Below are 26,806 nucleotides of genomic sequence, written 5' to 3' on the forward strand. Positions count from 1 at the left end.
CCCCCTGAAGGCGGCGGTACCGTTGCGGGTATGACGAGGGCAAACGAGCTCGGCGACTTCCTGCGCGCCCGTCGCGACCTGGTCTCGCCGGAGCGGGCGGGCCTGCCGTCGCACACCTCCCGCCGGGTCAAGGGCCTGCGACGGGAGGAGGTCGCGCTGCTCGCCGGGGTCAGCACCGACTACTACACCCGCCTTGAGCAGGGCCGCGAACGGCATCCCTCGGAGCAGGTGCTCGGTGCCGTCGCCCGCGCCCTGCACCTCGACGACGACGCCGCCGCGCACCTGTTCCGGCTGGCCCAGCCCGCGCCGCGAACCGCCGCCGGACCGGTGACCACCGTCAGCCCCGAGCTGCGGCGGCTGATGGACCACTTCCTGGACCTGCCGGCCTGCATCGTCGGCCCGGCACTGGACATCCTGGCCGCCAACCACTCCGCCGGTCAGCTCTACAGCGGCTTCGCCCGGATGGACAACCAGCTGCGCATGCTGTTCCTCGACCCGGCCGGCCGCCGGTTCTACCGGGACTGGGACCGCGCCGCCCGCAGCCTGGTCAGCAGCCTACGCGCGCAGGCTGCCCCCTTTCCTGATGACCCGCGCGTCGCCCAGGTCATCGGTGAACTCTCGTTGCGCAGTCCGGCCTTCGCCGACCTGTGGGCCCGGTACGACGTCCGGCCGTGCACCAGCGACGACAAACCGCTGTGGCACCCGCAGGTCGGCGAGATGTACCTGCACTACGAGGCGTTCACCGTCGCCAGCGCCCCCGGCCAGCGACTGCTGGTCTACTCGGCCGAACCCGGCACCCCCAGCGCCGACGCCCTCGTCCTGCTGCGCACTCTCGCCGACGACCCCCGCCCCGGCCGGCCCGCACGAGCGGCAGCCAAGGCATCCACCGCGCGCACCACCTGATGACGGGGGGGAAGGCTCCTCGCCTGAACTGCGGCCGGTCGACCCGAAGCCCCCCGGTCGCCATCGATCACCGGGGCTGACGCATCGGGTGGTCCTCCGGCTCAGTCGTCGCTCCCCGGAGAGAACGCCGCAGCAACGTCAGCGCTACCCGCCGAGGCCGGCCACCCTCGGCACGTCCGGTCACCCGGACAGCAGCCGGTGAGGACACTGGCCCTCGTCCGGGAGCCCCAGGGGGTGAGAACACCGAACAATGCGATGACGGATCTCGGCGCGATGGTCAGCCGTTTGGCTGCGCGGCCTTCCAAGCGCGGTAGTAGTGGAGATCGATCGCGTCGGTGATGGAGGCGTGGCTGGGGCGCCAGCCGAGCACGCGGCGTACCTTGGCACTGGTGACAAGCTCGTCTTGGTCGGCGGCCGTCTGCATCATGCCGCCGTCCTCTACGGGGGCCAGGGCGATCTCGCCGGCGTGGCCGGCGGCGCGGACGGCCGCGGTCTGGACGTCCAGGGCGCGCAGGCGCTGCTCGTCGGCGATGACGAAGGTCTCGCCGTTGACGGCGGCTGGGTTGTCGAGGATGCGGACGTACGCGTCGGCGAGGTCCTCGACGTGGACCCAGCTCCAGCGCTTGCCGGTGTCGCCGTAGAAGACGGGCTTGCCGGCCTCGGCCGCAGCGAACCACTGGCCGGTCATCGAGGTCGTGGCGGCGCCGCCGTACAGGAAGCCGGGCCGCACGATGGTGTGGGGCAGGCCGCTAGCGGCAAGTTCCTGCTCCAGCCGGAAGCGGAAGCTGAGGGGGCTGTCGGGGTTGCCGGGAGTGTTCTCGTCCATCAGGGACGAGCCGGTGCGGCCGTAGGAGGAGATGCCGGTGGTGTACACCAGGTGGCCGCGCCGCCCGTAGCGCTCCTGTGCGGTCGTCAGCTCGGCGAACAGGCGCTGATCGCCACCGTAGGGGTCGGCCATGTCCATGAGCAGGTGTACGACCGCGTCCGCACCGTCCAGGTGACCGCGCCAGGTGTCAGGCTTGGCGAAGTCCCCTGCGACGGGCGTGACTTCGGCCAACTCCAGCGCCCGGGCGGCACGCGAGGCAGTGTCGCGGGTCAGCCCGAGGACGGCGTGGCCCTCTCGCGAGAGGGCGGCACAGACGCGGGACCCGGCATACCCGGTGGCGCCGATGACGAGGATCTTCATGATGGTTCTCCCTAGGACTGAGATGGGGCATACCACAAGTAATTGATTGCCCAAGCAATAAAGTCTGGATGGTGGAGCACAGCCGGAAAACGGAGACAGGACGGGCTCAGGCGGTGCCGTCCGACAGGAGGAAGCGGGCGAGGCGCTCTGCGAGCCAGGAGGGATTGTCGGCGGCGATGGCGTGACCGGCCGCGGGGACGATGTCGGCGCGCACATCGGCTGCGGCCTGCCGGGCGCCGTCGAGCAGGCCCTGCTGCGGCAGTCCGTGTTCGCCGCTGAGCACCAGGACCGGCATCGCCAGACGACCGGCGGCGCGGGCGGCGCGGCCGTCCTCGGCGAGGGTGGCGTAGTGCTCGAACCCGCCGCGCATCCCTCCCGGCGCACAGTAGGCGCGGAGCAGCTGCGCTCGATCCTCGTCCGTGAGTCCACCAGTGGACATCATCGCCCAGTAGCCGCCGAGGTACTCCTCCTCCTTGCCGGCGGTGAGCATGGCTGCGAGTTCGGCCTGGGCATGGAAGCCGAAGTGCCAGAACCCACCAGTCGCGGGGTTCATCCGCGCCTCCAGCCCGTAGCCGGGCAGGAGCGCTTCGGTCAGCACCAAGCGGCGTACCTCGTCCGGGTAGGCCAGGGCGTAGGCGTGGGCGACCATCGTGCCGATGTCGGCGCCGACCACGCTCACGTCGGTGAGCGCGAGATGACGTACGAGGTGGTGAAGGTCTTCGGCTTCGTCGCGTTTGGTGTAGGGGCCCGTCGGCTTGTCCGAGTCGCCCGAGCCGCGCAGGTCGGGGGCGATCACGGTGAAGCCTCGCCCAGCCAGTGGCCGCATCAGGGCGCGCCACTGGATCCAGGTGAAGGGCCAGCCGTGCAGGAGCAGGACGGCCGGGCCCTGCCCGCCGATCACATAGTGCAGGCGCACGCCACCGGCGTCCGCGTACCGGTGGGTGAAGCCTTCCAGTCGCTCTGCGGCGCTGCCGGGAGCAGGCGCCGGGAGCGCCTGCGTGGCCGTGGTCACGGGTCCTCCAGGGGGTCGGGGTGGTGCGGCATGACCCAAAGTGTTTGCCTGAGCAAGTATTAGCCCAGTTTGCTTGCTCAGGCAAGTAGCGGCAGGATGGGGGCGTGGACAACGCCGCTCCGCTGAACCCCGATGCCCCGCTGAACCCCGATGAGATGCTGCTGTGGCAGTCCCTCGGGCGCCTGGTCCACGCCCTGCCCCGGGTGCTGGAAGACGACATGACGCGCACCGCCGGCATGTCGATGACGGAGTTCGCCGTTCTGCTCACGCTCAGCCAGGCTTCCGACAGCCGGATGCGCATGTCGGAACTGGCCGCCGCCACCGGGCTCACCCCCTCGCGCATCACCCGCGTCGTCGACGTGCTCCGCACCCACGGCCTGGTCTCCAAGCAACGCCACGGCTCCGATGCGCGCGGCAACGAGACCGTGCTCACCGACCTCGGCCGCAGCCGAATCGAGTCGGCCCAGCCCGCTCACCTGGCCAGCGCCAGGCGCCGCGTCCTCGACCACGTCCCCGCCGACCTCGTGCCAACCGTCGCCACCGTCCTGGCCGCCCTCACCGACGCCACGATCAGCCCGCGAAACCCCTCTGGAAAACAAGCCCCTCCAGAGCGGCGCCCGAGCACGGACCGGTAACCTCCCGGTCGGCTTCCCGCTGGTTGACCATCATGCCGGAGCCGAGCAGCCCGAGATGGGCCTCGTAGTCGACGTGCGCGTGGTGGGACAGGATCGCGGCGTAGCGGATGGCCGCGAGGTCGGGACTCGTTCTGTCCGTCCGGCCGGTGGCCGCATCCGATGTGCAGTCTGTGGGGCCTCAGCGGCGTGCGACAGCGCGGTGTGGACGATCAACGTGCCGGTCGCTGAATCGTCCACACCGCACCAGGCGAGTGTTCGTTACGGAGTACGGCGGCGGAAGGTCGCAAGTCTGTGCTGAAGGTTGCGAACGATCTCCAGCCACTTCCACGACTCAGGGGCATCCCCGCACTTCTCGCCGATCCGGCGCCAGTCGGACAGGTCGCTGAGCTGTGTCTCCAGGGCTTCCCAGTCGGTCCCGTCCGGGGCGCTGCGGTTCGGGCCGAGCGTCCGGGCGAGGTTGTGGAGGCGGTGGGCAGCCCGGTAGTAGCAGAGTTGGCCGTCGGTGAGCCGTCGGACCGCGAAGCCGTCGCACTTGCTGCACCAGTCGAAGTTGAGGTCGAGTCGGCGACCGGCGACGAGGAGGCCGTGCCAGACGGCGCTGGTCACTGTGAGGCGGCGTCCTTCGCGGTCGTGGCCCCCGTCGAGTGATCGCAGGTCCGCCGCTCCGCGGGCCGGGGCCAGGCATCGCAGGTCACGTTCCAGGCCGTCGTCCTTGTGTCGGAGCCAGGCGGTTGCGCGGGCGCCGTCGGCGAGACCGAGCTCTTCGCCGAACCGCTCGTCGGGCGTGTCACGCGTCCGGTCGGGCCAGATGCTCTGGCCGCCCTCCGGCCGGGAGCCGATTTCCTTGATCCACGGGTTGATGAGGCTCGCCGGCAGGTCCGATGCTCCCGCGACGATCGCACCCCGCCATCCGGTGGCCAGCCGCTTCTCGATGACCGGCGGCGGCAGGACCTCCGCCCCGCCGCCGCCGGTCGAGAAGGCCAGGTACCGCTGGTCGGTGACGGGCGCGACGGTGCGCAGCAGGCGCAGGTGCTCCGCGGCGATCGGTTGGCGTTCGCGCACGGGGGTGTCGTCGAAGATTCCGGGCCGCAGATGGCTCTCCGGTTGGTTCGACGCGTCGTCCTCCGGCCGGCCGGTGCCGGCTGTGTGTGGTTCGCAGCGAATCGGGGAGGGGCGGTCGAGGAGTCGGTCGGCGATGAGGTCGGGGGCGGTCGGGGTGAGGGTGCGCCGGCCCCGGTCGGCGTCGGTGAGGTAGGTGATCAGGACGCCGATCGTCCAGTCGTCGAGGTCGGTCAGGAAGCCCTGGTCGTGCCAGTGTGGCCTGTCGTCCTTGATCTCCGGCACATGGGCGATGACTGTCCGCTTGGGCGTAGCCCTTGCGGTTGGGCCGGATGCCGTGGGTGGGACGTCCGTGTCATCGACAACGGCCGGGGCATCCCGCCGCAGGACCGGCAGCGGGTGACGGAGATGTTCAGCGGCCTGCACCGCGACGTCGAGGGCTCCGGCTTGGGACTGGCCACCTGCCGGCGCATCGCCACCGCCCACGGCGGCACCCTGCGTCTGGAGGAGACCCCCGGGGGGCGGCACCACCGCCGTCTTCCACCTGCCCACCAAGGCCGACTCCGACCCGCGCGACGGATGGCACGAAACGCAAGCCCCGCCCCTGAGATGACCACGCGCCGTCCCGCGGGAAAGGAACGCCCTCCATGGCCTCCCCACGCTTGCCCGCACATCTCGCGGACCAGGCAGCCGAGGCGGTCCGAACGCTCAACGGCTCCTTGATCATGACGGACGGGATGCAGCCGGCCGACATCCAGGACACGATCGTGGCCCTTGAGCGGGTGGCTTTCGCCCTGCCGCAGGCCGCATCGCACCTGCGGGACCACCTCGACAGGCTCGACGGCGAAGACCGCTCAGCCTGTCTAGAACACCCGTCACATAGTCGAGCCCAGCGCGGCAGCCCGAAGATCCGTGAGCAGCGATGGCAGCGGTTCGCCGTTGTTCGGGTCCGGGGTGAACATCATGATGGCGCTGATCAGGATCCGTGCCATGTCGTCGATCGTGCGCAGGTCGGCGGGGTCGGCGCAGCCGGCCGTCCACAGTTTCATCGCCTCGATGACGACCGTCACCATGCGTACCCCGGTGTCGGCCTGCATCCGGTTGACGGCGGCGTCGGCCTCGGCCTCGGACATGTCGACCTCGGCCTCGGACATACGGTCGTGGACGCCGCTCCTCCGCCCGGAAGGGCCGCTTGAGTGCTGCGGCCATCAAGATGCGTGCGGTCCGTAGATCCGTTGTGCTCACCGTGCCACGCGCAGGCTGTCACCCGGCGGACCGATGGGTGCGGTTGGCTGTGGCGTGCACGGAGCCGAGCAGGCTGAGTGCCTCGGCGCTGGGGCTGCCGTGTTCGGCATGGTAGATGATCAACTGCTGGCCGGGGGCGTCCCGCACGTCGAATGCGTGGTGGGTGAGGGTCAGGCCGCCGACGTCCGGGTGGTGGAAGTGCTTGTTTTCCCGGGTCTTGCCGCGCACGGTGTGGGTGTTCCACAGCCGGGCGAAGTCCGTGCTGCGCGTGCTGAGTTCGCCTACGAGAGCCCGTAGGCGTGGACTGCCCGGATCGGCGCCGGACGCCTGGCGCAGGTGCCCCACCACCGTCTCGGCTGTCCGGTCCCATCGGGGGTGGAACGGCCGGCCTGCCGGGTCGAGGAAGACCATGCGGGCCAGGTTGTCCTTCGGTTCAAAGGGGGAGTACAGCGCCTCGGCCAGGGCGTTGGCGGCCAGGATGTCCAGGATCGGGTTGATGACGAACGCCGGAGTGCTGGGGTAGCCGTCCAGCAGGGCGCGCAGGGCGGGGGCGACCTGGTCGGTGGCGGCGACGGGCCGCTGGGACGGCGCGGTTCCGGACAGTTGGTGAAGGTGCGCCTGGGCGTCTGTGTCCAGCAGCAGCGCGCGGCTGAGCGCATCCACCACCTGCGCGGACGGGTGGCGTTCGCGGCCCTGTTCCAGCCGGGTGTAGTAGTCCGCGTTCACCCCTGCCAGTACGGCGACCTCTTCGCGGCGCAGCCCGGCCACCCTTCGCACGCCGTGGCTCGGCATCCCGACCTCGTCCGGCCGCACGGCCGCACGGCGCGCCCGCAGGAACTCACCCAGCTGGTTGTCGGTCATGTGCCCAGGCTAGGCCGCGGGCCTGGTGTGCTGCCTGGGTGTACCGCACCCAGGCAGCACACGGCCTGGGCCGGCTGGAACACCTCGCCCAGACTCGGTGCCCTACCAAGAGACAAGGGGCAGTCATGCCGGACCAGACAGTCAAGGTCGTAGCGATCACCGGTGCCAGCAGCGGGATCGGCGAGGCGACCGCCCGCCGGCTCGCCGCCGACGGCCACCGCCTGTTCCTGGGAGCACGGCGCACCGATCGCCTGGACCAGCTCGTCACGGAGATCACCGCCACGGGCGGCACGGCGGCGACCCAGCGCCTGGACGTCACCGAGGCCGCCGATGTCCAGGACTTCGTGGCAGCGGCCAAAGAGCGCTACGGCCGCGTGGACGTGATGGTCAACAACGCCGGGGTGATGCCGCTGTCGCCGCTGGAGGCGCTCAGGACGGAGGAGTGGAACCGCATGATCGACGTGAACATGCGGGGTGTCCTGCACGGCATCTCCGCCGCCTTGCCCGTGATGCGCGCGCAGGGCGGCGGGCACATCGTGAACATCGCCTCCGTCGGGGCGCACGAGGTCTCTCCCACCGCGGCCGTCTACTGCGCCACCAAGTTCGCGGTCCGTGCGATCTCGGAGGGCCTGCGTCAGGAGTCCGCCGGTGACATTCGGGTCACGTTGGTCTCGCCGGGCGTCACGGAGTCCGAACTCGCCGACAGCATCGCGGACCCGGCCGCCCGGGCGGCCATGCGGGCCTACCGCGCCGTGGCCCTGCCGGCCTCCGCAATCGCGGACGCCGTCGCCTATGCGATCTCCCAGCCGCCGCACGTCGACGTCAACGAGATCGTCGTACGACCTGCAGCGAGCGCCCAGTGACGGAGGGAACCGGAATGCTGCACACCCACCCTCTTGACGACCTGGCGCGCAGAGTGCGGGACCTGGAGGACCGGGACGCCCTGCGCGCCCTCATGATCCGCGGTTGGCGGGCACTGGACCGCAAGGACTGGCGGACCTGGTCCGCGTGCTGGGCCGAAGACGCCGTGCTGGAGTTCGGGCCCTGGCAGCGAATCCAGGGAAGGGAGGCCATCCGCGCGAAGGTGCAGGAGGCCGAGTCGCCTTGCACGAGCATCCAGCACCACATCCTCAACATGCACGTAGACGTGGCGGGCGACCGGGCAACCGGCATCGGATACATGTGGTTCGTCGCCGTCACCGCTCCCGGGAGAACCTCCGCCCCCTACTCCATGGGCGGCCCCTACGACTGGGAGTTCCGCCGGAACGGGAACGGCTGGCTCTTGACCCGGCAGCGGCTCGGGGTCTTGTGGACCGATGGCGACGACACCCTGCGAGCCCTCGAACCGGAGTGACCGGGATTACGTCGTCGACTGCTCGGTGAATCAACGCGCTGGGCCGCGCGGCAGCTTCACCGCCAGCCGATCGAGTGCTTGCGACCGCCGCGCGCCCCCAGAGGCCCACGGCCTTGGCGACGACAGCGCCAAGGCCCGAGAGGGCGTTAAGTCCGTTTCCGGATGATCCGTTGTCGCCCATTCATGGGTATATCGAGCCGCTCCTTGACCATGTGTCGGCGCATGGCGTCGGGGTCGTCGGCGTCCTGGATCCGGCGGCGGAAAATCACGTTCGCCGCCGTATGCCTTGCGCAGGATCAGTTGGATGCGCGGCACGGTGGCGTTGCAGTACGCGTAGAGCAGCTCGGCCCCGTGGCGGATGATGCCGCCGTGTTCCTGGTCGACGCCGGGCAGGAGGCCCGGTACGTCGAGCTGCACGAATCGCGCCGCCTTTTCGGCCGCGTGGATGTCGAGGACGCCGACCAGGGACTGGGGTTGGCTGTGGCGACGATCCCGACCGTGTGCCCGTCCATACGGGCCGGCGCGACGATGACGTTCGGGGCCCAGCGTTCCTGGACCTCCAGGTACTCGCCGTCGTCCGTGATCTCTTCGATGACCTGGTGCATGTCGTAGGAGCAGCTGCCGTCCGCGGGTACGAGGTCGACCAGGGACTCGCATCGGCCGTCTGCCGGATCTGGCGTCGGATGGGCCGGAGGGAGCGCCCTGCTGTTGCGCCGAACGGCAAATCACCACCCTGGAAAACCTTTACGACCACGCAAGCACGGTAGGCATCACCGTCCCGCTCAAGCATCAAGACGGCGAGTTAATGATCCGCAAGCCCCTGCGGAAGCCCCGTTGGTTCGGTCCGGCATGCCCGCGCGTCTGCGTACGGGCAGTGAAGTGGCTTTCGCCGCTCGGCACTTGGGCGAGCCGACGCAGGCTATTACGCCGTCTTGAGAAACCTCCGCCAGGATGAGACCTGCTGTCGGGTCGCGGCCTGCCTCCAGGCCGGCTCATCGCAACCCTCCGGCGCTGCCCCGCCACCACCGCTGCACACCCGGCGACCGCCGATCACGACCAAGCCCTGTGCGAGGGGACTGGCATCGACGCCCCTGTCCCCTTTTGGAGTTGCTCTGGTCGGTCTGCGGTTCAGGACGGCCGGAGGAGTGGTAACACATCAAGGGTGATGACGCGAGCCGAGCAGATCGCTGCCTTCCGTCCCCGCTACCAGCAGGATCTGGTTTCCAGCATCGAGCGGTTCTTCGAGCCCAGACGGGATACCTGTCCCTGGTGCGAGTCGGACCGGCTGCGCGAGCGTCTGCGAACCACCGACCTTCTCCAGCACAAGCCCGGCACCTTCGTCATCGACCGGTGCCTCGCATGCGGCCACCACTTCCAGAACCCGCAACTCAACGAGCTGGGGCTGGAGTTCTACTACCGAGACTGCTACGACGGGCTCGGCCGGGAGACCGCGGAGAGCCTGCTGGGAGCCCCACGCAGCCGCAAGCGCCATCGAGTCGCCGCGGAATCCCTGCGCCCCTTCGTCGACCCCGAGCGCTGGCTGGACGTGGGCACAGGGTACGGCTACTTCCCGGAGGCAGCGCGACAGGTATTCCCGAAGAGCACGTTCCACGGCCTGGACCTGGGTGAAGGGGTGGCGTTCGCCGAAGCGGAAGGGCGAGTCGACCAGGCTCTGCGGGGCCTGTTCACGGACTTGGCCCCTTCCCTGGCAGGGCGGTACGACGTGGTGAGCATGCACCACTATCTGGAGCACACACCTGATCCTCGCGCGCAACTGTCGGCCGCACACACCGCGTTGGCCCCCGGCGGGCTGCTCCAGATCGAGGTTCCGGACCCGGGGTCGGCGTATTCCTGGATGCTGGGCCGCTGGTGGGTGCCGTGGTTCCAGCCCCAGCATCTGCACCTGATGCCCTGTCGTAACCTGCAACAGGCGCTGGAGGAGGCTGGCTTCACCGTGATGGGGACCGAACGCAGGGTGGCGCACCGGCCGGTGGACCTTGCCGGCGCTGTGGTGTTCCTGCTCTCCCACCTGTTGCCCCGGGATGATGCGCCCTGGCATGCTCAGCCGCCGTCCGCCACGGCCCGGTGCATGCGGAAGGTCCTGTGGAGGAGCAGTTTGCCGGCCGTGCTGGCCGCGTACGCGCTCGACCTGTGCTTCGCCCCGGTCGCCCGGCGTGCGGGCTTCTCCAACGCCTACAGGCTCCTTGCACGCCGGAACTGAAGCGTTCCGGTCATGGGCGTGCCGCGAGTGCTTCGAGGTGCCCGGCGGCCGCACCGGTGCCTCCCGCCGCGCGCAGGCGGTCCCGCAGTCGCCGGGCGGCAGCCTGGTGGTCCGGCCCGTCCAGAACGGTGTCGAGCGCCGCTCCCAGCCGTACGCGGTCGGCGCGGCCGAAGCGCACCCGCACCGCCGCACCCGCAGCCGTGATCCGGGCGGCCACGAAGGGCTGGTCGTCGCGGATGGGAGCGACCACGAGCGGAACCCCGTGCCACAGAGATTCGGTGACGGTGTTGTGACCCGCATGGCAGATCACAGCGGACATCCGGGGCAGCAGGTCGAGTTGGGGGACCCTCAGCAGGGTGAGCACGGTGGCGTCCGCCGCCCCGGCGAGCATCCCGGCCGGGTCGATGACCACGGCCTGCATGCGGTGCGCCCGATTCCGTACCGCTGCCGTGCACTCGGCCAGGAAGCGGCTGCCGGTGTCGGTGTTGACGGTCCCGAGGGAGACCAGGACGGTGGCCCGGTTCCGGTCGAGCCATTCCCAGGGGAATTGCGGCGCCGCACGGCGGGTGTGGAGGGCGGGGCCCACGAATCGCACGTTGGGCGCGGACGTGTCCACCAGCTCGGCGACGGTGTAAGCCAGTACGAGCTCCGGGGAGAACCTCGGATCGTGCGTGGCCCCGGGGTCACCGAACCGCTCGCGCAGCCCCGTCAGGAGGGAGCGGACCCATGCTTCGACCTTGGGCAGCGTGGCAGTGGAACCGCCCACCTCCGCCGGGGTGGTGGCCGAGGTGGCCCAGCGCACCCCGAACCGCTCGGCCGCCAGGGCTCCGGCGAGAGCCTGCTGATCGGCCACGAGCACGTCCGGGCGGAACTCGTCGACGGCCTTCCTCGTACCCGGGGTCATCGCCGCGGCCAGCGGCAGGAGGAAGTCCTCCCACAGGAACCGCAGCGCCGCGGCCCCGCGCAACGCGGACGGCCGGTGCACCCGCGCCGGGGCCGCGCAGGGGTACACCTCGGCGCCGCCAACGGCTATGTCCCGTACGGTCCCGGGAACCGCGGCCCAGGCCACGCGGTGGCCCCGTGCGGCGAGTTCGGCGGCGACGGCGGCGGCCGGGTTGATGTGCCCGGCCAGCGGGGGAACAACGAAGAGAAACCGGCTCATGGTGTACTCGCTCCCTGCCGGCGCCGGTGGCCTTCGCGCATCCAGCCGACCAGCAGCGCACCGACCGTCTCGCGGGCGTCGACCAGGACGCGGTGCCCATGGCCGGGGATGGTGACGGTGCGGCAGAGCGGCAGGGCGCGTTCCAGTGCGGGCGCTGTCGGGGCGAGGATGGAGTCTCCTCCGTAGAGGGCGAGTACCGATACGTCGAGTGCGTTCCAGTCGTCCTCTTCCCGGGTACGGCTGGCCGCTATGTCCTCGATCAAGGTGGTGTCGAGCAGCAGGGGCCGGTAGCGGCGGGCTGCTCGGGCCGCGTCGCGGCCGTGTTCCCGCTCGATCCGGTCGGTCGCCCGCGGATCGCGCACCGCCTCCGCGTGCCGGGCGAGCAGCTCGCTCAGTTCCCGTGCCCAGTCGCGGGTGGGGAGGACGGTCTCGATCAGGACGGTGCCGATCAGGCGGTGCGGGTACTGCAGGGAGAAGTCCAGGGCCACCGCCCCGCCGAAGCAGTCGCCGACGAGGAAGAAGGGTCGGCTGATGCCGAGGGTGTCGAGGAGAGTGAGGAGATCGGCGGTGAACTCCTCGAGCTGGTAGCCGGTGTGCGGCCGTGCGCTGCGGCCGTGGCCGCGCTGGTCGTACACCACGACGTGGTAGCCGGCGGCCGCGAGCTCGCCGGCCACGCTGAAGTAGTAGGCGGCCAGGCTGTTGAGGGTCAGGCCGTGGACGAGCACCACGGCCGGTCGGCCGGGACTGCCGAGGCACTCGACGTTGAGGCGGGTACGTCCGGTGTGCAGGACTGTCACCGCAGGTGCTCCACGATGTGGTGCACCAGGTGCCCGACGGTGAGATCCGCGATCTGGTCGATGTCGAGCGAGGCGAAGTAGGCGGGGAAGTCGACGCGTTCACCGTAGGGGCGGCGCAGCTCGCCGGTGAGGGTGACCAGGTCGATGGATTCCAGGTCCAGGTCCTCCACGAAGCGGGTCTCCATCGTGACGGTGCCCGGGTCCGGTGGGCAGTCGTCGAGAACGACGTCCAGGGCCTCGGTGACCCGGGTCAGGACGGCCAACACGTCCGCGTCGGGGGTGTGCTGGTCATGACTGCTGTCCATGCGTCTGTCCAATCGTCTGAATCCGGGAGTGGACCTCAGCCATGTGAGTCCAGGCGACGATGTAGCTCCTGGGCCGCAGCTCGGGTGGGTTGTCGATACGCGCGAGCCGGATGGTGTACGAGAGGCCCGAGGGCGCACGGATGGTGAGGGTGTCGGAGCGGTCGGGGTCCATGGCCGTGACGAGGAATCCGTGCGGATCGCCGCGGAGCCCTGTCCCCTCCGCCTTCGCGGCCGCCTCCTTGGCCGTCCAGAACCGGGACAGCTGCTCCGGCCCGGCGCCGAGGCGCTGGAACAGGGCGCGTTCGCCGGGAGCCAGCACCGCGTCATACGTGGCGGCAGGGCGATCGGTGATCTCCTCGACGTCGATGCCGGCCGGGATACCCCCGGGCCGTACCAGCGCGACGGCCGCTTCTCGGCAGTGCGCGAGGGACAGTTCCAGCGGCGGCAGCCGACGTCCGTACACGCCCTGCGGGCGGGGACGCCCCGAGGGCTCGTTGTGAACCCGCACTTCGCCGGGGAAGACCGGCCCCGCCCCGTGTGCCCACAGATGGCGGCGCACCGCGTCCTTGGCGGCGAACCTGCCGAGAAGCCACTGCCGTCGGCCGCGTACGGGACGGCGCGCGAAGGTGGTCCGTTCCTCGCCGGCGAGCTGGCAGCGCATCATCAGCTCCAGCGAGGCCGGGTCGGGCCAGTGGTCGAAGACGAGCTGCCAGCCCCCTGGCTGAGGGACCGAGAGCGTGTGGTGGTCGGACCTTCGCTGGACGGCGATGGTCGTGGGGTTCGAGTCGAATCTGCGCTCCTGCCAGCCATGGACACCGGCCCACACCCGGCCCTCGTGCACGAGTTGCGCGTCTCCTTCCAGCAGCTTGTCCGTGACCTGGGTGATCCGGATGTGGCAGTCGACGCGGGAGCCGGGGGAGGGATGCGGGCCATGAAAGACGATCTCCTGGACGCCTACGGGGAGGACGTCCACGCGGTCGACGTGAGTCGCCATCAACCAGTAGCCGAGCAGCTGACCGACATTGTCGAGAAGAGCTCCGGGTGCCTTCAAACAGGTGAGAACGCCACGAACATGCCGTTGCCCGAGTGCGACGACGTCGGTGACTCCTTGGAAGCCCGGTCCGTGGAACATCCACCGCTGCTCGTACATCTCCCGGGCGGAGACGCAGGGCGCGGCTTCGGGCTCGTCGCACGCCCATGGGGAAGGCGGCTCAGGGTAAGCGGCAGCCGTCCGGGTGTCGGCGTGCGCATAGCGGCCGAACGCGGCCCGGTGCCATTCGTCTCCGTCCCGCTTGGCGGTGACCGTCAGCTCCACGGCAGCGGGCGGTGACGCGACCGCCCACTCCAGGAAGCGGGCGTCGCGCACGGCGACGGGGGTTCCGGCGGCGTCGGTGGCGTCCAGCATGAGCTGGACGATCGTGGTGGCGGGGACGACGGGCCAGCGGTCGGCGAGTTCGGGCCAGTCAGGGCGTTGCCGGTAGAAGCAGTGGTCGAGGAGGTAGGGCATGTGGTCGACGTCGGCCTCGACGACGCGGCGGGTGACGGCGGGGGCCGTCGTGGGGGGCATCGCCTGCTCGGCCCCGCCAGGACGCTCGGCAGCCGTGAAAAGCTCGGCCGCCGTGGTGGCCGTCTCGGTCAGCAGCGCCTCGAGTTCGGCGGCGGCGGGGATGCACCGGGCGAGGTCGTGCAGAGGAGTGGCGGGGCGGCCCTGGCCCCGGCCCAGCACGGCGCGGAGTCGCTCCCGGGCCTGTGGGTGCAGCGGCACCGGGCCGGCCTCCTGATCGAGGTTCACCGTCGTGCGGCGCGTGGCGAGAGCGGTGAAGTCCGGTTCCATGCCGACCGTCCAGAGTGCGGCCGCGACCCGGTCGAGCTGGCAGAGGCCGCTGCGGCGGGGCGAGTTGGCTGCGACGGCCAGGTGTTCGCGGCCTGCGAGCGTGTCCCCGACCAGTGCCGGCAGCTGGCCCGCACCGACCTGGACGAAGGCCCGGAAGCCTGCCGCGTACATGGCTTCGGTCAGCAGCCGGAAGCGGACCGGTTCGAGGAGGTGGCGGATGAAAAGCTCCCGGATGCCGGCCTCGTCGTCGGGAAAGGGCGCCGTCAGTGTTCCCGACCACACCGGCGTCCTGGCCGGGTGGATGGCAAGGTGGGGCAACGCGTCCCGCAGATCACCGAGATAGGGGGCCAGCATCGGGGTGTGGAACCCCGACTGGAAGGGCAGGACGCGGCCGAGGACGCCTTCGCCGCGCAGGTGGGCCGCAAGGGCTTCCAACTGGTCCCGGGGGCCGCAGACGACGCATTGGTGCGGGGCGTCGTCGTGGGAGACGACGACGCCGGGGTATCCGGGAAGGACGTCCTCGATCTGCGCGGCGGGGGCACCCAGGGCCAGGAAGGCGAGCGCGGGAAGCCGCAGATGCCGGGTGACGGTGTCGCGCAGCGCTGCCCCTGGCCTGTCCTCCCGGAAGATCCCTCCTGCGATCATCGCGGTCCACTCGCCTGCGCTGTGGCCGGCGACGGCGTCCGGATGGATTCCCATGCGGTCGAGTGCGGCCGACAGCAGTCCGCCGACGTCGAACAGGGCGGCGGTGTGAGCGATGACGTCCCCGACCCGCGTGTGCCCGGTGGAGAGGCGATCGGTTCCGAAGCGGTCGCAGATGTCGTCGACTTGAGGAGTGAACGCGGCCTCCAGGCCCGGGTAGAGGAATGCCATCCGCCCCCCACCGGGTCCCAGGAGAGGCGTCGGTGCGAACCACAGGCCACCGCGCCCGCCCCACAGTCTTCCTCGGGCTGCGGCCCTGCGGGCCAGCGCGAGCTGTCTGGCGCCGGGTCCGGCGATCGCCAGACGGGCTGGACCGCTCCCGCACGCGTCCATGGCGCGCAGGGCCGCGTCGTCGGTGTCGAGCAGCGCGGCCAGGGCCTGGGGGCTGTCCGCTGCCAGGCGCAGCACCTGTTCGCGTTCGGTGACGGTGGCCCGCCGTGTCCAGGTACGGACCGGGGCGGGCCCCGGCGCCTCCTCCAGCACCACGTGGGCGTTGATCCCTCCGAAGCCGAAGGCGTTGACCGCCGCCCGCCGTACTTCGGCCTCCCAGGGGCGAGCGGTCAGTGTCGGGCAGAAGCGGGTGTCCAGCAGTGCCGGGTGCGGGGCGTCGCAGTGCAGGGTCGGCGGGAGGACCGCGTAGTGGATCGCCAGCGCCGCCTTGACCATGCCCGCCACGCCGGCCGCGGGCATGGTATGCCCGATCATCGACTTCACCGAGCCGATGACGGCGTCCGCCCCGGTGCTCGGTCGGCCGAACACCTCAGTCAGTACGGCCAGTTCGGCGGCGTCACCGCCAGGGGTGCCCGTGCCGTGGGCCTCCAGGAGGCCGAGCGCGTTCGGGGCGGTGGGGTCGAGTCCGGCCTCCGCCCAGGCGAGCCGCACCGCGCGGGCCTGTCCTGCGGGGTCGGGGGTGACCAGGGAGACGGTGCGTCCGTCGGAGGCGAGGCCCACGCCCCGTACGAGCGCGTACACCCGGTCACCGGATCGCTGTGCGTCGGCGAGCCGCTTGAGCACCACGATGCCCGTGCCCTCGGAGAGCAGCATGCCGTCGGCGTCCCGGTGGAAGGGCCGGATGCGCTGGGAGGGCGACAGGGCTCCCAGTTCCGCGAAGACGCTCCACAGCGTGGCGTCGTGGCAGTGGTGCACTCCGCCGGCGAGCATCACGTCGCACCGCCCGCGCGCCAGTTCCGTGACCGCGTGGTCCACAGCGACGAGGGAGGAGGCGCAGGCCGCGTCCACGGTGTAGGCGGGGCCGCGCAGATCGAGGCGGTTGGCGACGCGGGAGGCGGCGAAGTTCGGTACGAGACCGAGCCCGTCGCCGGGACTGTAGGGGCCGAGCGCGTCGAGGAAGGCCGTGCGCAGCAGGCCTAGCTGCTCTTCGTCGATGTCCGGCAGCACCTCCCGCACCGTGCGAGTGAGCTGGGCCGATGTCCGTACGCGCTGGTCCAGGCGGGACGTCCGCGGAGTGAGGTAGCCGCCCCGGCCGAGCACGATCCCGATGCGGCTGCGGTCACCGGGCAGAGCACCGCCCGCGTCGGCGAGGGCCGCGGCGGCGGTGCACAACGCGATCAGCTGGTCGGGTTCGGTACCACGCGCCGCCGTCGGCATGATCCCGAAAGCGGCCGGATCGAAGTCGGCGAGGCCGTCGACGAAGCCGCCGCGACGGCAGGCGATCCCTTCCGGATGCCAGCGCCCCTCGGGGAAGTCGGTGATGGCGTCGACACCGTCGACGAGGTTGCGCCAGTACGTGCCGAGGTCGCCCGCGCCGGGCAGGGTCACCGCCATGCCGACGATCGCGACGGGCTCACGGGCCGCGGTCACAGGAGCCGGCCCGGGGCGGTGAGGACCACCTCGTCGACGTCCGTATCGCCGTGGGCGAGTTCGCGCAGCAGCGCGCGTACGCCGTCCTCCGGGTCGATCAGCCCGATTCCGTTGCGGGCGAAGTCGCGGGCGAGCTCGGGTCCGACCATGCCGGGGTGGCGCGGGTCGGGTGCCCAGGGGCCCCAGTGGATGGTGAGCGTGCGGCTTCCGGTGGCTCGCCGCCAGTGGCGGCCCAGGGTGGCGAGGGCGTCGTTGGCGGCGCTGTAGTCGGCCTGCCCCCGGTTGCCGAGGACCGCGGTCACAGAGCCGAACAGGACCATAACGCTTGGGAGTTGAGGCAGGTCCCGGAGAGCGGCCAGCAGGGCGCGGGCACCGTTCACCTTGGTGCCGTGGACGCGCGCGAAGGAGTCGGGCTGCTTGTCGGCGAGCAACTGGTCCTCGACGACGCCCGCCGCGTGCACGACGGCGTCGATACGTCCGGCGTCGGCGTGGATGTCCTCCAGGGTGGTGCGCACGGCTTCGGCGTCCCGCAGGTCGAGACAGTGGTAGCGGGCCTTCCCGCCGGCGGCGGCGATCTCACCGAGGGTTGCGGCGACTTCGCGGCGGGCGAGGACACGGCGGGCTTCGCGGTCGACGTCGCCGGGAGCCAGGCCGCCGCGCCCGGCGAGGACGGAGCGCAGGGCGGTGATGTCGGGGGCCCGGCCGGGGCCGGGGTCATCGCAGGCGTCGGACACGTCGGTACGGCCGAGGAGCTCGACACGGCATCCGGCAGCGGCGAGGGTGACGGCGACGCGGGCCGTGATGCCTCGGGCCCCGCCGGCGAGGAGGGCCACGCTGTCCGGACCGAGACCGGCGGCCAGGGTGTTCGCCGTGGCGTCGCCGTCGGCCTCGGGCCCGAGCGGGGCCGGGTGGAGCTCCGGTCCCAGTCGAATGCCGTCGGCGGTGTGGCGGACGACCGGGCACCGGTCGGGGGCGAGGAGTTCACCGACGAGATCGTCCGCGAGTGCGGTGACGGGGCGGTCAGGGGAGAGGGTGACGACACGTGCCAGGGTGCTGGGGTACTCCTGTGCGACGGCTCGGAAGAATCCGTTCAGCCCTGCCGCGCGGGTGTCCTCTCCAGCGGGCCGGGCACAGAGCAGCCAGCGCGGTCCGCCGCGCAGGACGGCTTGGAACAGGGGGAATGCGGCGGGCAGCACGGGAGTGGTGCCCGGCGTGAGCGCGGCGAGGTGGACGACACCGTCATCGCGCTGGTGGCTCTCCTGCGGGCCCGGGCGGCTGTCGGACCGGGCGGCGGCCCCGAGTGCGCGCAGGCGCTCGACGAGCGCGCGCGCCAGCGGCGTGTCCTCGGCCAGAACCAGGAAGCGGCGCCCTCGCAGGACGGCGTTGTCGGGCTCGGGCGCGCCGGTGAGAGTGGTGTCCCGGAGCAGGTATCGCATGGTGGCCGTTGCTCCGGCAGGTGTCCGGGCGTGGAGGCGGTTTGCACCGGACGGTGGGGCCGCGGACGGCGGGCGGGGTCCGGGCACGTCCTCGGGTGACGCAGCGGGGGACCTCTGGGACATGGCGTTTGAGCCGGAACCCCGTTCGGGTGCCTCCCCTCGGCCTGTCGCCGCGTCGGCGCCCTCCTCCTGGCGCGCTCCGCTCAGCCGTGCCTCGAGCCGGTCCGCGAGCGCCCCCGCCGTGCGGGCCAGGAGCAGATCTTCCAGGTCCCTTTCCGCCCATGTCTCCCGATCCGGCCCGGCTGCTCCCCTCAGCCGTCTGCCGATCTCACCCACGATCTCCGTGCGCTTGATCGAGTCGATGCTCAACTCGGCTTCCAAGTCCAGCTCGGACTCGATGAGTTCCAGCGGATAGCCGGTCCGCTCACTGATCACGGATCGCACCGTACTCAGCACATCCGGCCCGGTCGCCGCGGTGAGGGCCTCGGGCCTCGGACCGGGTGCGGGCTCCGGCGCGGCCGGAACGTCCGGCGCACCCGGCGACCTGCCTGTCTGTCCCGCACCGAAATACGCCAGCAGTACGTCCCGTTGTGCCGCCACCATCTCCCGGCTGCCGCGCAGGAATTCGGCCAGCAGGCCGGGGCCGTCCGTCGGTGCGGAGGGCAGTGCGAGGGGGTCGATCCGCCGGGCGGGTTGCAGGCCCCCGGGCAGCGGCGCCCCGTCGGCCGTGCGGACGAGGTGGCCGTCGACCGTCCAGCCCGCCTGCTCCGGCACCGCCGCAGGGTCGGCGACGAGCGCGTCGCGCCCGGCGAACAGCCGCTCCGCCGCCACCGGGACGCCCGCCACCGCGAGGCGGGCCAGGGCCTGGAGGTGTCCGGCCAGCCCGGCGTCCGGGTACGGTTCGAAGGGAACGGCGACGTGCGGGCGTGAGCCGAGAATGGCGCGGACCAGTCCCGTGAGCACCGTGCCGGGTCCGGCTTCGACGAACACACGGGCCCCGGCCGCGTACATCGCCTCGATCTGCTCGACAAAGCGCACGGGTGCGGCGATCTGCTCGGCGAGCCGCTCCCGTACGCCCGCGGGATCGTCCGGATAGCGGTCGGCCGTCGTATTGGACCAGACCGGGATGTCGGGTGTGCGGAACGGGATACCCGTCAGCGCCTCGGCGAACTTCTCCACGGCCCCCGCGACGAGCGGGCTGTGGAAGGCGCAGGCGACAGGGAGACGGCGCGCGGCCAGCCCGGCGTCCGCTGCCGCGGCGAGAGCCTGCTCGATGGCCGGGGCGCATCCCGAGACGACGCTCTGCGCGGGTGCGTTGTGGTTGGCGACGACCACCTCTCCGAGCAGCCCGGCCTCCTTGAGCAGCGCGTTCGCCTTCCCCGGTTCCGCCGCGACGACGGCCATGGCACCGGGTTCGTCACCCACCGCCTGCGCGATCGCCTCGGCGCGCGCGGCGCTGAGGTCCAGCACGGTGTCGAGGGACAGGGCGCCTGCCGCGCCCAGGGCGACCAGTTCACCGTACGAGTGCCCGGCCACCATGTCGGCCCTGACGCCGAGCCCCTTGAGTACCTGGTAAGCCGCCAGGCCGACTGCCCCGAGGGCGGGTTGGGCGTGTCGTTGGTCGGCGAGTCGGGCGCGCCTGGCTTCCCGGGTCGCGGTGTCGAAGGCGGCCGGGGGGAAGAGGACGTCGGCGGGCGCCCGGTGCAGATGGCGCTGGGTCTGCGGGAACGCGATGAGGAGTTCGGCGAACATGCCGGGGCGCTGGCTGCCCTGGCCGGGGAAGAGGACGGCGACCTTGCCCGCCGGGGCAGCACCGCCTTCTCGGAGAAAGATCCCCGGCCCCGGCTCGTCCGCGACCACCGCCCGCAGCAGCTCGGGCAGTTCGTCGAGGGACGCTGCCACCACGGCGGCGCCGACCGGGTGCGCTCCGGCGCACCGTGCGGCGGTCAGCGCGAGGTCGCGCAGTCGCCAGGGGCGTCCTGAGCAGTCGTTGAGCTCGGTCAGCCGCAGCAGCTCGCGCGCGTCGTCCGCGCCCCGCAGGACGAGGAGTTCGGCAGGCCAGACGTCATGGCCGCTGCGGGGCGGCGCGGCCCCGCCGTACCCCCGCAGCACGACGTGGAAATTGGTGCCGCCGAAGCCGAAGGCGCTGACGCCCCCGACCCGCTGCTCGGCGGGCCGCGCCCACGGCAGCGGCCTGTCGTGGAAGACGAACGGGCTGCTGTCCGCGTCCCAGACGGGGTCGGGCCGACGCAGATGCAGGGTCGGCGGCCGTACGCCCGTGTGCACCGCGAGGACCGTCTTGATCAGCCCGGCGAGCCCGGCGGCGCACTTGGTGTGTCCGATCTGGGACTTGACCGAGCCGATGACGCATGCCCCTGGTGCCGCGCCGGACTCGGTGAACACCTCGGTGAGCGCGGAGAGTTCGGTGCGGTCGCCGACGGCCGTACCGGTGCCGTGGGCCTCGACGAGCCCCACCGTGGAAGGACGGATACGGGCCTGCGCGTAGGCGCGTTCCAGGGCGGCCCGCTGTCCCTGCGGGCGGGGCGCGGTGAGCCCGAGCGAACGCCCGTCGCCGCTGCTGCCCACGGACTCGATGACGGCATAGACGCGGTCGCCGTCGCGCTCGGCGTCCGCGAGCCTCTTGAGCACGACGCAGGCGACGCCTTCGCCGAGCGCGATCCCGTCGGCGTCGACGTCGAAGGGGCGGCATCGGCCGGTCGGTGAGAGGACGTGCACGGAGGAGAAGAGGAGGTAGTCCTTGATGCCGTTGTGCAGGTCGGCGCCCCCGCACAGGGCGAGGTCCGCGGCGCCGCTGCGCAGCTGGCTGCAGGCGGCGTCGACGGCGGTCAGCGAGGAGGCGCAGGCCGCGTCGACGGTGAAGTTGGCGCCGCCGAGACCGAGCCGGCTCGCGATGCGCCCGGAGATGACGTTGCCGAGCATGCCGGGAAAGGTGTCCTCGGTGAGGGCGGGCAGTCGGGCGGCCAGTTCCTCGGGGAGGCGGCCGAGGTAGGAGGGCAGAACGGCGCGCAGGGCGGCGGCATCCGCGGTGTCGCTGCCGGCCTCCGCACCGAAGATCACGCAGGTGCGGTCGCTCGGCATCTCACGCTGGTCGTAACCGGCGTCCGCCAGAGCGCGCGCGGCGGTCTCCAGCGCGAGCAGCTGGACGGGATCGATGGAGGGCAGGGAGGCCGGAGGAATGCCGTAACGCAGCGGGTCGAAGGGGATGCGGGGCAGGAAGCCGCCCCACTTGGAGGCGGACACGTCGTGGGCGGTCGCCTGCGGCCCATGGTGGACGGAAGGGTCCCAGCGCTCGGGCGGAACCTCGGTGACGGCGTCCGTGCCGGAGAGCACGTTGCCCCAGAAGGCCGACAGGTCGGGGGCCTGCGGGAACATACAGGCCATGCCGATGACGGCGATCCCCAGGGGTTCGGGCACCGGCACCGGCCCTTCCCGGTCCGAGGACGAAAGCGTGGACGACGGTGTCACAGCGCGGGACCGCCGCTCGAAGAAATCCGCCGCCGCTTCGCTGACTTGGCGATGCAATGCGGCAACGGTGGTCGTGGCGGTACGCAGGACGGAGACCTCGCCGGCCATGAACAGGCCCTCGGCGAGCTGCCGTGGCTCGTCGACGTCCTGGAGGGCGCCGCCGACGCGCTCGATGCCTTTGCCGGCGATGCGCAGCCGTCCGAGGTTGAGCCGTTCCAGTTCCTCCCACGCCTGCCGCTCGGGCACACCCCGCCTGCCCAGTTCCTCTCTGCGCGCCTCATGGGTGCGGCAGTACGGACTGGGCAGACAGCGGGTCGCCTGGCCGGGCCCGGTGCGCAGGACGGTGGTCCGCTCGGCGGTGAGTGCCTGCCGCTGGTAGAGGGGGCGGACGGCATTGCGGGCGACCACTTCTTCGGTGAAGAGGTAGGCGGTGCCCATGAGCATGCCGGTGGCCGCGCCGTGCGCGCGGATTCCCGAGCCGAGCGCGGCGACCATGGCGGCTGAGCGCTCGTCGTGGATGCCACCGGCGAAGAGCACCTCCAGCGTGGGGCCTTCCTGGTCGGGCCGCGCGGCCAGGAAGTCGTCGAGCACGGCGAGTTGGGCCTCCCAGAGGGGGAAGCTGTTGTGCGGCCCGATATGGCCTCCGCACTCGGCGCCCTCGAAGACGAAACGCCGGGCCCCCGCAGCGAGGAACTGCTCCAGCAGGCCGGGAGAGGGCACGTGCAGGAACGTACGGATACCGTGCTTCTCCAGGTCGGCGGCCTGCGTGGGCCGGCCACCCGCGATGATCGCGTGGGTGGGGCGGACCTCGCGTACGGCCGCGAGCTGGGCGGCACGGACGTCCTCGGGCGCGAACCCGAGGACACCGACGCCCCAGGGGCGGTCCCTCAGCGCGGCGCGCGTCCCTGTGAGCAGGGCCCGGGTGTCCTCAGGGCCGGCGAGGGCGAGGGCGAGAAACGGCAGCCCCCCGGCGTCGGCAACAGCCGCCGCGAAGCCGGGCTGGTCACTGACGCGGGTCATCGGCCCCTGAGCCAAGGGCAGTTCCGTACCGAGCGCGCCGCACATCGGGGAGCCGGGCCGCAGCGCTTCGGGCGCGCTCCGGTCTTGTGCGGCCCGGTCGACGGCGTCACGGACGGCTCGTACGGCGACCGCCACGGTCTTGTACTTCCGCGCGAAACGGCGGGCGAGGAAGGCGTCCTGGCCGAGCGGCAGCGGCCTGCCGTGCAGTGGCTCGGGCAGGCCCGGCCGACGTGGGTCGAGGATGCGGTGGCCGTTCTCGCGGCGGGTTTCCGTACCGTCCAGGAACCGCAGGGCGGCGGCGATTTCGGGCGCGGTGTCGGCCTCGTCGAGGAGTGCGAGCTGGACGTCGAGTACCACTCCGGCGGCGCCGCCGAGCACGGCGGCAGCGGCGGTATGCGGTCCGATGCCGCCCCAGGCCCATACCGGCACGGTGATCCGGTCGTCGCCGAGGAACTGCTGGAGCAGGACGAACGTGGACAGTTCACCGGCCGGTCCGCCGCACTCGCTGCCGCGCGCGACGAGCCCGGCGGCTCCCGCGGACACGGCCGCATGAGCCTCGCGGAGGTCACGCACCTCGGCGACGACGGTCCCGGGGCGGAACTCTCCCGGGCGCAACGGAAATTCAGGTGCGACCAGCACGACGTGCGGGCCGGCCTCGCCGGGGATGTACAGCTCGTCGGGGCGTAGCGCGCAGTCGGCGCGAAGGCGGACGCCGAAGGGACCGGGCGACCAGGAGCGGGTGAGTTCGAGAGCGTCCCGGGCGTCCCCGCCGCCGGCCCCGAGATCGACGACGCCGAGCCCGCCGACTCTGCTGACGGCAGCGGCCAGTTGCGCATCTGCCTCCCCGAAGGGGGTGACTCCGATCACCATACGTGGGGCCGCTGCCACCGCCAAGGGGTGCCTCCTTCGTGCGCCGGCACCAACGATCTCTCCAGCGAACTCATCAAGTGGAGTTCCCTGTAGGAAGTTCACCCCTACGGGTGCGGGCCCCTGTCCCGGGTTCGACGTAATTCGGTGGCCTGGAGCGCGGAATCGAGGGTCTGTCCTGTGTGGCCATGGCTACGACGGCCTGGCAGGCGTTGCTCTGAGCGGTGGTGTTCTGGCTGGTCAGCGGGGTGTGGGCTGGAGGGCGAGGTCCTGCTCGGGGTGGGGGACGCCGAGCCTGGCGAGCAGGTCGGTCTGTGGCTTGGTGAGGCCGTGACCGGTGGAACGCGCCGGTGGGGCCGGCGAAGGCCCCGGCGTGCAGGCATGGGAGCTTGCGGCGGCCTGGGGCCAGGTGACGGTTGAGTGCCGGCGGTAACCGGCCGTCCCCTGCGCACACTCCCGCACGCCTCGGTACACCCACCGCACCGGCACCGTGATGCGACGAAGGAGCGGGGCCTGCCGCTCCGGCCGCCGACCGTAGCCACCGGGCCAACTCGCCAGCAGCTCACGCAGGCCGAGCTGACGGCAACGGCGTAGATCGCCGCACGGACACCCAGTTCGCCCGCACAATGGCAGCTCATCGCTCCCGTCGGCGAAGACCCGGCCGCGCACCGGTCGGCGTTGCGCTCCATCGTCGCGTAGCCACGGTCCACGTCAGCCCCCCGCTCGTTGGAGCGACTTGTTTCGAACCACCCGTCGCTGACAAACGCAACTGACAACATGCCGCCGTGGTACGTCAACCTCAAGTCGAAGGCGGGCCATTGAAACGGCGGGTCAATGAGCGGCAGCTCTCGGTGTTGCAGTGGGTGGGAGCCGGTTGCCCTGCCGGCGTCTGGGAGACCAGCTCCTACAAGACCACTTGCCAGGCACTGCAGAACCGGGGCGTGCGTCACGTGCGTCGAATATGCGTCACAGCCTATGAGCGGAGTCCTGGCTGTAGCTGTCCGACCAGGTGGAAGACCTCCCGGGCCCCATATCTCATGAGGCGTCGGACGATTTCGCGTCGGGGCTTGCCCTCCTTGATGCGGCGCGCGGGGCAGCCCTGGTGGGCGGGTCAGGGCGGACGGTTCGGTGCGGCGCGGTTGTCACGGCGCTTTCGTGGCCTCGCAGTGCTTCTTGATGAGGTCGTAGGAGCGCACGCGGGCGTCGAGGTCGTAGACAGGTGTGGTCAGCATGAGTTCGTCTGCTCCGGTCTCGGCGGCCAGTTGCGCGAGCCGGCGTACGACGGCCTCGGGCGTCCCGCACGCCTGCTGTGCGCGGAAACCAGCAAGCGCCTGCCGTTCCTCCGCCGTGAAGGGATGGGCGGCGGCATCCGCGGGCGTGGGGAAGGGAATCTCGCTCAGACCTTTGAGCAGCCCGGCCTTGACGACGTCCATGGGCCCGGCTCGCCACGCCGCTTCCTGCTCCGTCTCAGCGCATATCGCCTCCACGCACACCACAACCCGGGGTTGCTCGCACCAGCGGGACGGGGTGAACGCCGCACGGTAGCGTTCCAGCACCGTGAAGGTGTTGTCGGGCCGGATGTGGTGTGCGACGGCGATCGGCAGGCCGAGTCGCGCTGCGAGGGCGGCACCTGCGGTACTGGAGCACAGCAGCCATGGCTCCGGCAGCGGGCCGAGTGCCACTTCGTCGACCAGAAAGGACAGGATCGCAGCGACGTCGTCGTGGTACTGCGCGTCCGTCGCCGGTCCGGCTCCGCGGCGCAATGCCCGCGCGGTGGCCTCGTCGAAGGTTCCAGGGCCGCGGCCGATACCCAGGTCGATGCGGTCCGGGTGCAACGCGGCCAGTGTTCCGAACTGCTCCGCCAGTGTGAGGGGCGCATGGTTGGGCGCCAGCACTCCGCCCGATCCGAGCCGGATGGCTGAGGTCGAGGCCGCCGCATGAGCAATCAGCACCACGGGTGGGAACGCGCCGATCGCGGGCGAATGGTGGTGCTCGGCGTACCAGATCCGGTGATACCCCAGTAGTTCGAGCCTGCGAGCGAAGGTGGCGGTGTCACGCAGGGTCTCCACGCCACGGGTCCCTGATTCGACCACCGCGACTTCCAGCGCTGAAATCGGCACATCGATCATGCCGCCAGCATAGGGATCGGTGTGCGCCTCAGGTGCGGTGGTCCCCACCGCCACGGTGCTCGACCGGTGGGCGAGGTCTGTGCGCCAGTTGAATCCGGTCCGCGATCGCCATACTGGTCGACCGCATCAGTCGCTACGTCCGCCTCGTCCCACTGGCCGACAGGCACGGCGCCGAAGCCGTCCGTGGACCACGTGTGATCACCGAAGCCACCGGCCAAGCAGGGGCGGCGCGGGCTGTGCCGAGAACGGAGGCGACACAGCGAGGGAGCCCCGCCTCGTTCCGACACGCTAGTAGGAACTGGTCCGGTAGCGGCTGCGAAATTCTGCCAGCAGCTCATCGGTCACTTCGGCCCCGGAACTCACCGCGGCGTGGACATCACGGAAGTAGTTTTCGTAGCCGGCAGGGGTGTACAGACACAGGGCCCGTACCGGAGTCGAGCCCGCATTGCGGAAGCCATGCGGGGTGCCGCGGGTCGCGGCGAGCAGGTGCCCGGCGCCGACCGCTACCTCACCGTCCCCGGTGTGGAGGGTCAACTCCCCTTCGAGGACGTAGAAGTACTCGTCGTGTCCATCGTGGACGTGCGGTCTGGCGCCGACTACTCCGGGGGCCAGACCGAACTCCTCGAAGGCGAAGCGTCCGCCCGTGTGCTTGCCGGTGAGCCGGAAGAAGTGAGCAACACCGGCAACGTCTATGAGCTCACCGTCCTGAGGGCGTCGCAGCAGGGGACGAGCGGGATTCCGGGACTGGTCGTCGGTCATGAGGGCATTGTG

At 71.3% G+C, this 26,806-nt stretch carries 18 protein-coding genes and 1 pseudogene; 6 read left to right on the forward strand and 13 right to left on the reverse strand.

The features are described from left to right. Positions 1-30 precede the first annotated feature (30 nt). The gene (locus tag AB5L52_RS09825; RefSeq protein ID WP_351574429.1) at positions 31-903 is read left to right on the forward strand and encodes a helix-turn-helix transcriptional regulator; all 873 of its coding nucleotides are present in this window, start codon (positions 31-33) and stop codon (positions 901-903) included. A 277-nt stretch (positions 904-1,180) separates the two neighbouring features. On the opposite strand, the gene AB5L52_RS09830 is transcribed toward AB5L52_RS09825, so the two are convergent. Both AB5L52_RS09830 and AB5L52_RS09835 read right to left on the reverse strand, forming a co-directional pair. Beyond that, positions 1,181-2,089 (reverse strand): NAD-dependent epimerase/dehydratase family protein, encoded by a 909-nt coding sequence (locus AB5L52_RS09830; protein WP_369363413.1) that lies wholly within the window; start codon positions 2,087-2,089, stop codon positions 1,181-1,183. A gap of 106 nt (positions 2,090-2,195) precedes the next feature. Beyond that, complete coding sequence (locus tag AB5L52_RS09835; protein ID WP_369363415.1) at positions 2,196-3,101, reverse strand: alpha/beta fold hydrolase; 906 nt, start codon at positions 3,099-3,101, stop codon at positions 2,196-2,198. A gap of 104 nt (positions 3,102-3,205) precedes the next feature. Here AB5L52_RS09835 and AB5L52_RS09840 point away from each other — a divergent pair, with 104 nt between their 5' ends. After that, positions 3,206-3,736 carry a MarR family winged helix-turn-helix transcriptional regulator gene (locus tag AB5L52_RS09840; RefSeq protein ID WP_369363417.1) on the forward strand — a complete coding sequence of 177 codons (531 nt, stop codon included), beginning with the start codon at positions 3,206-3,208 and terminating at the stop codon, positions 3,734-3,736. Between the two features lie 258 nt (positions 3,737-3,994). On the opposite strand, the gene AB5L52_RS09845 is transcribed toward AB5L52_RS09840, so the two are convergent. Next, positions 3,995-5,080, reverse strand: a complete 1,086-nt coding sequence (locus AB5L52_RS09845) for a hypothetical protein (RefSeq protein ID WP_369363418.1) — start codon at positions 5,078-5,080, stop codon at positions 3,995-3,997. Here AB5L52_RS09845 and AB5L52_RS09850 point away from each other — a divergent pair, their 5' ends adjacent. Continuing rightward, positions 5,081-5,518 (forward strand): sensor histidine kinase, encoded by a 438-nt coding sequence (locus AB5L52_RS09850; RefSeq protein ID WP_369363419.1) that lies wholly within the window; start codon positions 5,081-5,083, stop codon positions 5,516-5,518. A gap of 152 nt (positions 5,519-5,670) precedes the next feature. Here the strand turns inward: AB5L52_RS09850 and AB5L52_RS09855 are convergent, their stop codons facing one another. Both AB5L52_RS09855 and AB5L52_RS09860 read right to left on the reverse strand, forming a co-directional pair. Beyond that, a complete protein-coding gene (locus AB5L52_RS09855) occupies positions 5,671-5,949 on the reverse strand; it encodes a hypothetical protein (RefSeq protein WP_369363421.1) in 279 nt (92 codons plus the stop codon). A 109-nt stretch (positions 5,950-6,058) separates the two neighbouring features. Next, a complete protein-coding gene (locus AB5L52_RS09860) occupies positions 6,059-6,901 on the reverse strand; it encodes a helix-turn-helix transcriptional regulator (RefSeq protein ID WP_369363423.1) in 843 nt (280 codons plus the stop codon). Positions 6,902-7,026: 125 nt separating this feature from the next. Between AB5L52_RS09860 and AB5L52_RS09865 the strand changes: the two genes are divergently transcribed. Together AB5L52_RS09865 and AB5L52_RS09870 are read left to right on the forward strand one after the other, a co-directional pair. Continuing rightward, entirely contained in the window at positions 7,027-7,764 is a 738-nt protein-coding gene (locus AB5L52_RS09865) for an SDR family oxidoreductase (protein ID WP_351574453.1), read from the forward strand. 14 nt (positions 7,765-7,778) lie between these two features. Beyond that, positions 7,779-8,255, forward strand: a complete 477-nt coding sequence (locus AB5L52_RS09870) for a nuclear transport factor 2 family protein (RefSeq protein ID WP_369363425.1) — start codon at positions 7,779-7,781, stop codon at positions 8,253-8,255. 200 nt (positions 8,256-8,455) lie between these two features. On the opposite strand, the pseudogene AB5L52_RS09875 reads toward AB5L52_RS09870, so the two are convergent. Then, positions 8,456-8,974 (reverse strand): annotated as a pseudogene (locus AB5L52_RS09875) (carboxyl transferase domain-containing protein); the annotation flags it as partial. Positions 8,975-9,420: 446 nt separating this feature from the next. Between AB5L52_RS09875 and AB5L52_RS09880 the strand changes: the two are divergent. Beyond that, positions 9,421-10,476 carry a class I SAM-dependent methyltransferase gene (locus AB5L52_RS09880; protein WP_369363426.1) on the forward strand — a complete coding sequence of 352 codons (1,056 nt, stop codon included), beginning with the start codon at positions 9,421-9,423 and terminating at the stop codon, positions 10,474-10,476. Positions 10,477-10,486: 10 nt separating this feature from the next. On the opposite strand, the gene AB5L52_RS09885 is transcribed toward AB5L52_RS09880, so the two are convergent. The 7 genes from AB5L52_RS09885 to AB5L52_RS09915 form a co-directional block, all read right to left on the reverse strand. After that, on the reverse strand, positions 10,487-11,638 hold the full coding sequence (locus tag AB5L52_RS09885) for a glycosyltransferase (protein WP_369363428.1): 1,152 nt from the start codon (positions 11,636-11,638) through the stop codon (positions 10,487-10,489). After that, positions 11,635-12,435, reverse strand: a complete 801-nt coding sequence (locus AB5L52_RS09890; RefSeq protein WP_369363430.1) for an alpha/beta fold hydrolase — start codon at positions 12,433-12,435, stop codon at positions 11,635-11,637. The genes AB5L52_RS09885 and AB5L52_RS09890 overlap by 4 nt, the downstream gene beginning before the upstream one ends. After that, positions 12,432-12,740 carry an acyl carrier protein gene (locus AB5L52_RS09895; RefSeq protein WP_351030220.1) on the reverse strand — a complete coding sequence of 103 codons (309 nt, stop codon included), beginning with the start codon at positions 12,738-12,740 and terminating at the stop codon, positions 12,432-12,434. The genes AB5L52_RS09890 and AB5L52_RS09895 overlap by 4 nt, the downstream gene beginning before the upstream one ends. Then, entirely contained in the window at positions 12,724-17,097 is a 4,374-nt protein-coding gene (locus AB5L52_RS09900) for a beta-ketoacyl synthase N-terminal-like domain-containing protein (protein WP_369363432.1), read from the reverse strand. The genes AB5L52_RS09895 and AB5L52_RS09900 overlap by 17 nt, the downstream gene beginning before the upstream one ends. Then, positions 17,094-23,909, reverse strand: a complete 6,816-nt coding sequence (locus AB5L52_RS09905; RefSeq protein ID WP_369368844.1) for an SDR family NAD(P)-dependent oxidoreductase — start codon at positions 23,907-23,909, stop codon at positions 17,094-17,096. The genes AB5L52_RS09900 and AB5L52_RS09905 overlap by 4 nt, the downstream gene beginning before the upstream one ends. A gap of 1,139 nt (positions 23,910-25,048) precedes the next feature. Then, positions 25,049-26,035, reverse strand: a complete 987-nt coding sequence (locus AB5L52_RS09910; protein ID WP_351030254.1) for an LLM class flavin-dependent oxidoreductase — start codon at positions 26,033-26,035, stop codon at positions 25,049-25,051. A gap of 288 nt (positions 26,036-26,323) precedes the next feature. Beyond that, the gene (locus AB5L52_RS09915) at positions 26,324-26,794 is read right to left on the reverse strand and encodes a cupin domain-containing protein (RefSeq protein WP_351030214.1); all 471 of its coding nucleotides are present in this window, start codon (positions 26,792-26,794) and stop codon (positions 26,324-26,326) included. Between the last annotated feature and the right edge of the window lie 12 nt (positions 26,795-26,806).

Source organism: Streptomyces sp. CG4 (genome assembly GCF_041080655.1).
In the GTDB taxonomy this organism is placed as follows: domain Bacteria; phylum Actinomycetota; class Actinomycetes; order Streptomycetales; family Streptomycetaceae; genus Streptomyces.